2 protein-coding genes are annotated in these 1,932 nt (G+C 58.8%); one reads left to right on the top strand and one right to left on the bottom strand.

The window, feature by feature from the left end; genetic code table 11:
• Window positions 1-71 precede the first annotated feature (71 nt).
• Window positions 72-1,073: an NADP-dependent oxidoreductase gene (locus ACXJ7R_RS31345; protein WP_457155192.1), complete on the top strand. Its 1,002-nt coding sequence runs from the start codon at window positions 72-74 to the stop codon at window positions 1,071-1,073.
• 205 nt (window positions 1,074-1,278) lie between these two features.
• Here ACXJ7R_RS31345 and ACXJ7R_RS31340 read toward each other — a convergent pair whose 3' ends face one another.
• A complete protein-coding gene (locus tag ACXJ7R_RS31340) occupies window positions 1,279-1,722 on the bottom strand; it encodes an SRPBCC family protein (RefSeq protein WP_457155191.1) in 444 nt (147 codons plus the stop codon).
• Window positions 1,723-1,932: the final 210 nt, after the last annotated feature.

Here is a 1,932-nt window from a genome sequence, read left to right as displayed (position 1 = left end):
CTGAACATCAGCGGGGCAAGAGATTTCACGCCCATGAGAAACACCAAAATCCCTTTCAGAAAGTCACTGCCATGAAGGCATTCGTCGTCGATAAATATAACAAGAAGGGCATTCTGCGGCTGGCCGAGATGCCCGAGCCGGAGCTCGCGGACAACGATGTCCTGGTCGAAATCCATGCCGCAGGGGTGAACCTCCTGGATTCCAAGATCAAAACCGGGGAGTTCAAACCCATCCTGCCGTATCGCCCTCCGTTCATCCTGGGCCACGACGTGGCCGGGAAGGTGAACCGTGTGGGATCAAAGGTCCGCAAGTTCAAACCCGGCGACGAGGTCTACGCGCGGCCGCGCGATGGCCGGATCGGGACATTCGCCGAGATCATCGCCATCAACGAAGCCGACGTGGCCTTGAAGCCCGAGAATCTCAGCATGGAAGAGGCGGCCTCGATCCCCCTGGTCGGTCTGACCGCCTGGCAGGTGCTTGTCGAAAGGGCAGGTTTGAAGAAGGGGCAAAAGGTCTTCATTCAGGCTGGCTCCGGCGGCGTGGGGACATTCGCCATACAGCTGGCGAAGCATCTCGGCGCGACGATTGCCACAACCGCTGGTGCGGCGAGTGCCGATCTGGCCAGGGGTCTCGGCGCCGATGTCGTCGTCGATTACAGGAAAGACGATTTTGAGAAAGCCCTGTCGGGCTACGACGTCGTCTTGAACAGCCAGGACGCCAAAACGCTTGAAAAATCCCTGAATGTGCTGAAACCGGGTGGGAAGCTCATCTCCATCTCCGGCCCACCGGATCCCGAATTTGCCAGGGAAAAGGGATTGAACTTGATGCTGAGATTGATACTGCGACTGTTGAGTCGCGGTATTCGGACCAAGGCCAGGCGCCGTGGGGTGACGTTTTCGTTCCTTTTCATGTGGGCGCAGGGCGATCAGCTGGGCAAGATCACCGCTCTCATCGAATCCGGAACCATCCGCCCGGTTGTCGATCGGGTCTTTCCATTCGAAGCGACCAATGAGGCTCTGGCTTACGTCGAAAGCGGGCGTGCGAAGGGCAAGGTCGTCATCAAGGTGAGATAGCGCTACATCGTTCCTGCGGTTCCGGTGCTCGGCCAACGCCTGGGACACGGYGTGCGCGACATTCGAGCGGATTAGCGCCGAAGACAAGAACGAGAGGAGAGCTGGCGTTGACGTTGATCGACGGCCGGTCTCCGGCCGCCGCATCTACCGCAGCAGCTATTTGTTTCTTACGCAATTGCGCTGTGCAGTTGTCCTGGAACTGCTATCATTGATTGATCTCGGGTTCGACGAGCCTTGCCAGGTTYCTGAGCGACTCCTGCCAGCCGAGATAGCAGGCCTCGACCGGAATGACGTCCGGAATGCCTGCCTGGGTGATGTCAACTTCGGTGCCGACCGACACTTTTTTCAAGATTACGGTCACCTGGATCTCGCCGGGCAGGTTGGGATCGTCGAACCTGTCAGTGTAGCGCAGGCGTTCGGCCGGAACGAGTTCGAGATACTCGCCGCCGAAGGAATGGCTGTTGCCGGTCGTGAAGTTGCGGAAGGACATCTTGAACGTGCCGCCGACCTTTGCCTCGAAGTGATGGACAGTGCAGGTGAAGCCGTTCGGCGGAAGCCACTTCGCCAGCGCGTCCGCTTCAACGAAGGCGCGATAGACCTTCTCCGGGCTGGTCGTCAGAACGCGATGCAAACGTACGGTGCCGGGCATATCCTATTATCCTTTCACGATGGCTGTTCGATGTTCCCAGGACGAACGAGACTTGGCCAGTCCGACACACGCTCTCGGATTTTTGAGAGCCTGGCCGCAAGCCTGTCCGGCTGCGCACGACCTGGCGTACCCCGGTTCAGGTTGATGTGGGACTCGATTTTGCGGCGCCTGGCCTAATCGACGCAAATGCGGAACCGGATAGCCATTATG

It is taken from the genome of Mesorhizobium sp. P5_C1, assembly GCF_054049815.1.
Note: the sequence above shows the minus strand (reverse complement) of the source record. Positions and strands in the feature narration are given on the sequence as shown.

Coding starts and splice junctions, on each gene's coding strand:
- ACXJ7R_RS31345 (WP_457155192.1), top strand. CDS start 72: ATGAAGGCATTCGTCGTCGATAAATATAACAAGAAGGGCATTCTGCGG.